6 protein-coding genes and 1 pseudogene are annotated in these 5,618 nt (G+C 65.3%); 2 read left to right on the top strand and 5 right to left on the bottom strand.

Annotated elements, in window-relative coordinates:
* Nucleotides 1-153 precede the first annotated feature (153 nt).
* The 3 genes and pseudogenes from VZ95_RS15005 to VZ95_RS25755 all read right to left on the bottom strand — a co-directional run bounded on the left by VZ95_RS15005 (nucleotide 154) and on the right by VZ95_RS25755 (nucleotide 1,819).
* A pseudogene (locus VZ95_RS15005) lies at nucleotides 154-773 on the bottom strand (ribonuclease D).
* Nucleotides 774-885: 112 nt separating this feature from the next.
* Nucleotides 886-1,587, bottom strand: coding sequence for an alpha/beta hydrolase family protein (locus VZ95_RS15000; RefSeq protein ID WP_198148329.1), 702 nt, complete (start codon nucleotides 1,585-1,587; stop codon nucleotides 886-888).
* A 34-nt stretch (nucleotides 1,588-1,621) separates the two neighbouring features.
* Nucleotides 1,622-1,819 (bottom strand): hypothetical protein, encoded by a 198-nt coding sequence (locus VZ95_RS25755; protein ID WP_198148328.1) that lies wholly within the window; start codon nucleotides 1,817-1,819, stop codon nucleotides 1,622-1,624.
* Between the two features lie 317 nt (nucleotides 1,820-2,136).
* On the opposite strand from VZ95_RS25755, the gene VZ95_RS14995 reads away from it, so the two are divergent.
* A complete protein-coding gene (locus tag VZ95_RS14995; RefSeq protein ID WP_045776577.1) occupies nucleotides 2,137-3,024 on the top strand; it encodes a lipid kinase in 888 nt (295 codons plus the stop codon).
* On the opposite strand, the gene VZ95_RS14990 is transcribed toward VZ95_RS14995, so the two are convergent.
* Both VZ95_RS14990 and VZ95_RS14985 read right to left on the bottom strand, forming a co-directional pair.
* Nucleotides 3,021-4,178: an MFS transporter gene (locus tag VZ95_RS14990; RefSeq protein ID WP_045776576.1), complete on the bottom strand. Its 1,158-nt coding sequence runs from the start codon at nucleotides 4,176-4,178 to the stop codon at nucleotides 3,021-3,023. The genes VZ95_RS14995 and VZ95_RS14990 overlap by 4 nt on opposite strands.
* Entirely contained in the window at nucleotides 4,178-4,957 is a 780-nt protein-coding gene (locus VZ95_RS14985) for a DeoR/GlpR family DNA-binding transcription regulator (RefSeq protein ID WP_045776575.1), read from the bottom strand. The genes VZ95_RS14990 and VZ95_RS14985 overlap by 1 nt, the downstream gene beginning before the upstream one ends.
* Before the next feature lie 135 nt (nucleotides 4,958-5,092).
* Here VZ95_RS14985 and VZ95_RS14980 point away from each other — a divergent pair, with 135 nt between their 5' ends.
* The gene (locus tag VZ95_RS14980) at nucleotides 5,093-5,329 is read left to right on the top strand and encodes a hypothetical protein (protein WP_045776574.1); all 237 of its coding nucleotides are present in this window, start codon (nucleotides 5,093-5,095) and stop codon (nucleotides 5,327-5,329) included.
* Nucleotides 5,330-5,618 lie beyond the last annotated feature (289 nt).

Raw genomic sequence — 5,618 nt, 5'->3', positions numbered from 1 at the left:
CCTGCTACCGCCTTGAAAAATGACGCATTCGCCCCCCCGTGCGGTAGAGCAATGCCGTGTTGCATATCAGCAACAATTTGTCAAAAAAGACGTAAATTTGCAGAATACAGCAACTCACACCCGGCAAACCCCACAGGGGATTTTCCCGTAGAATCAATGCTCGAAAACATCGCCCGGCCAGCCGATCAAATCGAGTTCGGCCCGGTGCGGCAGGAAGCGGAACATGGCTTGCGCCAATTCGGTGCGCCCTTCGCGCTCCAAAGCGGCATCCAATTTGGCTTTGATGGCGTGGAGATAGAGCACGTCGGAGGCAGCATAAACCAGTTGCTCCGGCGTCAGGGTTTCGGCCCCCCAGTCGGACGATTGCTGCTGCTTGGAGAGATCGACGCCGATGGTTTCGCGGGCGAGATCCTTCAGCCCATGCCGGTCGGTATAGGTGCGCACGAGGCGCGAGGCGATTTGGTGCAATAGACCGGGGCGGTCAGCACGCCGAGGTGATGGCGCATCACGGCAATATCAAAGCGCCCGAAGTGGAACAGCTTCAGCACGTCCGGATCGGCGAGCAGGCGCGCGAGGTTCGGCGCTTCCATGCGGCCATATTTGCCCGGCATCGGCATTTGCACGAGGTGGGCATTGCCGTCGCCGCCCGAAAGCTGCACGAGGCAGAGGCGGTCGCGCCCAATATTCAGGCCCATGGTTTCGCTATCAATCGCCACGACCGGCCCCAGCGACAGCCCATCGGGAAGGTCGCCCTTATAGAGAAATTCTGCCATGCCCCAACTCCCATCTATCGAAAAATCCGCCGATCCATAGCGATCCGCTTGCTGGGGCCGGGTATGGCTGATTTTCGCCCTCGGCGGCAATAAATATCAGGGGCAAGGGGTTTCACGAAAAGCGCGTCACGCTGCCAATCCCCGCGCCGGGCAGACGGCCTTCGGTGAGAAACGCCGGAACCAACGGCCACAGGCTCGGCTGAAACCGCGCGTGGAAAAAGGCGAAATGGCCGATCTCGGGCACCCCAACCAAACTGGGATCGAGCCGCAAATGATAGCGCTCGGCCCCAGTCAGATAGGCGAGCAACCGCTCGGTGGCCGCGACTGTGGCGAAGGGATCGTCGGTGCTGCTCACCGCCAGCACGGGGGCCGTTATTCCGGCGACCTGCGGGGCGATCTGGCGCGCGTCTAAGGGAAGCACGCCGTGCCGCCCGCGCCGCAGCGCCGTCTCCAAGCGCGGCCCCATCCGGCTCCAATTGCGCACCACGCCCTTAGGCACGTCTTCGAGCCAGCCCAAGCGCTTGCCGGGGAAGTAGCCCAGCACCTCGGTGAGCATCGGCATAAAGAGATGCCAGCGCAGCAGCATCTGCCAGAGCTGCGCCGGGGCGTAATCGCGCCAATAGGCAAACTGCGCCCCCACGGTGACGATCCGGGTCAGCCGGTGACTGGCGGGGGCCAGCGTGACGCAGACGCCGCCGATGGAATGGCCAACGGCATAATAGGCGCGGCCCGGAAAGCGGCTTTCGGCAAAGCCCATCACCGCCTCGGCATCAAGCCGCGCCCAATCGATCCAATCCGCCGCAAAGCCGCGCAACGGCCCGGCGCGCGAGCCGCCGATACCGCGATAATCATAACGTCAGCACGTCGAACCCCTGCGCCGCCAGCCACGCGGCAAACCGGGCATAATAGCGGCTATGCACCGCCGTCGCGCAGTGGATCGTCACGACCGGCCTCTCGCCCGCCCCCGACCAGAGCGTGCCGTGGATCACGGTGCCATCGGCGGCCGGGGTGTGGAAGGAATGGGGCGCAAGATCGGCGTCGGGCATGGGCGGTCCAGTTCGTGGGAGTCCGATTGAGCCTTTCCCGGCGCGCCCGATCTGTCCAATGCGGAAAGCGCTGGTCTGCCTAAAGCTTAGACAATTGCCGCTTATGATGTTTCCATCTTGACTAACGCGTCACTTTTGGGCGCGGGAAAACTCAATCCCCGAGCGTCGCCTCGAACGCGCGCAAGAGTCCCAATCCCTCCGGCCAGTCGCCGTGGCCGCTCCGGTGCGCGATTATAAATTACTCTCACCCTGTGATTCTTCTCATATTTCCGCCACGATGCTCCCGCTCCCTAACCGGCCCTAACCGAGGAGGAATCATGACCGGATCGACCACGCCGCGCCGCGCCCTTCTCGTTGCCAATCCCGGCAGTCGCCGAGGCAGCGCCGCCCTCCGCCCAGTCGAAAGCGTTTTCGCCGAACGGGGGATCGACCTTATCCCGATCGACACCGCCGAACGGGAAACCCTGACCGACCGCCTGTGCGACCAAACCCACGGCGCCGACCTCATCGTCGCGGTCGGCGGCGACGGCACGGCCAATTCGGTCGCCGCCGCGACGTTTCGCACCGGCCTGCCGCTGGGGCTGATTCCAGCCGGCACCGCCAATGACCTCGCCCGCACGCTCGGCCTGCCCTTGGACCCGGCAGAAGCGGCGCGCGTCATCGCCGCCGGGCAACTGAAAGCCATCGACCTCGGCGAGGTGAACGGTGCCTTCTTTTTTAATGTCGCTAGCCTCGGCCTGTCGGTGAAGCTGGCCGACAAACTGTCCAGCACCAGCAAGAAGCGCTGGGGACGGCTCGGGTATCTCTGGGCGCTCTTGCGGGCGCTGGCCGAAGCCCGGCCCTTCCATGCCGCCATTACCGGCGAGGATGGGCACACGATCCTGGTAAAGACTCTGCAAATCGCCGTCGGCAACGGGCGGCATTATGGCGGCGGCATGGTCGTGGAACAGGGGGCCGACATCAACGACGGCCAACTCGATCTATATTCGCTGGAATTCAAGGCAGTTTGGAAACTGCTGGCCATCGCCGCCTCCTTCCCCACCGGCCACCACGGCCTGAGCCCGGAGGTCCGCACCTTACGCGGGCGGCGCTTCGAGATCGCGACGCGACGCGCCAAGCCGATCAATATGGACGGCGAATTGCTGGGCGCGACGCCCGCCATTTTCACCGTCCATCCCGCCGCCATACGCATGATCGTGCCTTAGGCCCGCATCACCAACCGCCGCCCCGCGAGCAACGCCAGCCCCATGACGGCGAGCGCACCCAGCGCCAGATTAAGGCTAGAGTGCGCCGCCCCCCAACCGATCAGCGGTGGGCCGATCAGAAACCCGGCGTAGCCCAAGCTCGCAGCGGCAGCAACGCCCGCGCTGGGGCTAATGCCCGGCAGATTGGCCGACGCACGGAACAGCACCGGCACGACGTTCGCCGCCCCCAGCCCAACCAAAACGAAACCGCCCGCGCCGACAACCAGTACTGGGGCCGTCACGGCAATCAGCAGCCCGGCGGCAATGGCGATACCGCTAGCGGCGAGTGTCCGCACGGGGCCGAAACGCCCGACGATCCGATCACCCGCAAAGCGGCAGCAGGCCATCGCCAGCGAATAGGCGGTATAGCCCGCCGCCGCCCACCCGACCGAGGCTCCCGGCGGCAAGACAATCGTCAGCAGCAGCGCGCTCCAATCAGCAACCGCGCCTTCGACCATAAAGCAGCCGAAGGCGAGCGCCCCGAGCGCGAACACCGCGCCCGTAAAGGGAAATTTTTTCTTGGTTTCCGCCTCGGCGGCGGCGGGCAGCAAATGCCGTGCGGGCAAGGTCAGCAGCACGAGCGCCACGAACAGAACCGCCGCCATCCCCTCGCCGCGCCCAAAATCGATCAGGATCAACCCGCCGCCGAGGCCGGCGCCGAGCAGCCCGCCGAGGCTGAAGAAGCCATGACAACTGGACAGCATCGGATAGCCCAGCGCTTTTTCCACCGTGCTGGCCTGGGCGTTCATCGCCACGTCGAGCGCGCCATTGCCGAGCCCGAACAGAATGGCGCTGATGGCCACCAGGGTCAGGCGCGGCGCGGTTTCCGGCAGGAAGACCGCCAGCAGGATCGGCAGCACGACCGAGACAAGCGCCAAGGGCAGAAAAATCTGCGTCGCCCGATGGGTGCCGATGCGCCCGCCCAACCAGCCGGATACCGGCATACCGAGCAAAGCCCCCACGGCCACCAGCATCAGAATGAGGCTGAGCGCGCTTTCCGTCAGCCCCAGCGCATCGCGCAGAATCGGCACATGGGCGGCCCACAGGCCGTAGCCCATACCATTGGCGAGAAAAATCGCCGAGATCACCCAGCGGGCGCGAAGGTTGGCGGGCATCAACGGGGTTCCTGTCCGGCTATCAGAATATCGGGGGCGTCCGGGGCGGCGCGGAGCCGCGCCAGCAGATCGGCGGGGGCATCGGCCTCGACGATGATCTGATCGAGGCTGGACACATCGGCAACTTTGAACGGTGCCGGGCGCGCGAGCTTTTCGGTGACAATCGCGGAGACGACGCGGCGGCTGGCGTAGATCATCGCCTGTTTCAGCGCCGCATCCTCCCCCTCCCACGCCGCGAGCCCGTAGGCGGGATCGAGCCCACAGGCCCCGATGAAACAGAGGTCGGCGCGAATATCGGCGAGCGCCTTCAAGGTCCGTGCCCCGCGCACCGAGCCGGTACCGCCCGCGACCGTACCGCCGAGCATGATGACTTCCGTGCGGATGAACTGCCCGAGCGCCACCGCAATCGCCGGGCAGTTGGTGACAATCGCCATCGCCGCGCCATCCTCCAGCAGATGCGCAAGCGCGAGATTGGTGCTGCCCGCGTCGATCAGCACGATATCGTCGGGCTGGATCAACCCGACCGCCACCGCCGCCAGCGCCTGTTTACGCGGCAAATCCGTCGCCACGCGCTCGCGGAAGTCGGAGGTTAGCGCTGACGGGCGCACCGCGCCGCCGTGCACCCGCCGCAGTTTTCCTGCCCGGTCGAGATCGCGCAGATCGCGCCGGATCGTATCTTCCGAGGTGGCGAAGCGCTGCGCCAGATCGGCGGCAACGACGCGCCCCTGCTGAGTGATCGCCTGCAAAATATGCTGCCGCCGCTCTTCTGCAAGAATCATGTTTAATCTCGATAATGCGTGTTTCCGCCTATTTATGCCTGTTTATTCACAAACACGCAAGCGGTGGCAAAACCCGTCGCACGCGCGTCATCGTTTCGTCTTCCTTTTGCCCCCATCCCGCTGTAGGGGAGAGGGATGACTGAGACCGAACAGGCCGCCCTTGCGGTAGCGCTCGACCGGGGCTTGATTGCCCCTCCCGAAACCGGGCCGATCCTCGTGCAGGGGCTCGGGGCGGGCGCGCCGCTGGATGCGCTGCCGCAGACCCGCGCGCTGATCTTGGAGGATTTCGAACCTCAAGCCGACCGGTTGGCCAGCGCGGCTGGACCGTGCAGCCGGTGCCCGCCACGTCGGAAGATTTACGCGCCCGCCTGACCAGCGATCACGGCACGCTGCCGCGCCTCATTCTCTATGTCCCCGGCAAACAGCGCGAACGGGCCTTGGGCGATTTAGCCCTACTGGCCGAAATTCTGGCCGAAGGCGGGCGTTCTTGCGATGGCGGTCGCCAATACCGGCGGGGCGGCGCGCTCCCAGGGCGATATGGATGCGCTGTTCGGCAATGTCGGCGTGCTCTCGAAGCATAAATGCCGCGTGCTGTGGGCGGCGAAAGGCGCGGATTTCAAGACCGGGCTCGCCGCCGAATGGATCGCCGGGGCCGCCGCGC

Origin of the sequence: Elstera litoralis, assembly GCF_000963705.1 — a bacterium.
In the GTDB taxonomy this organism is placed as follows: Bacteria; Pseudomonadota; Alphaproteobacteria; order Elsterales; family Elsteraceae; genus Elstera; species Elstera litoralis.
Note: the sequence above shows the minus strand (reverse complement) of the source record. Positions and strands in the feature narration are given on the sequence as shown.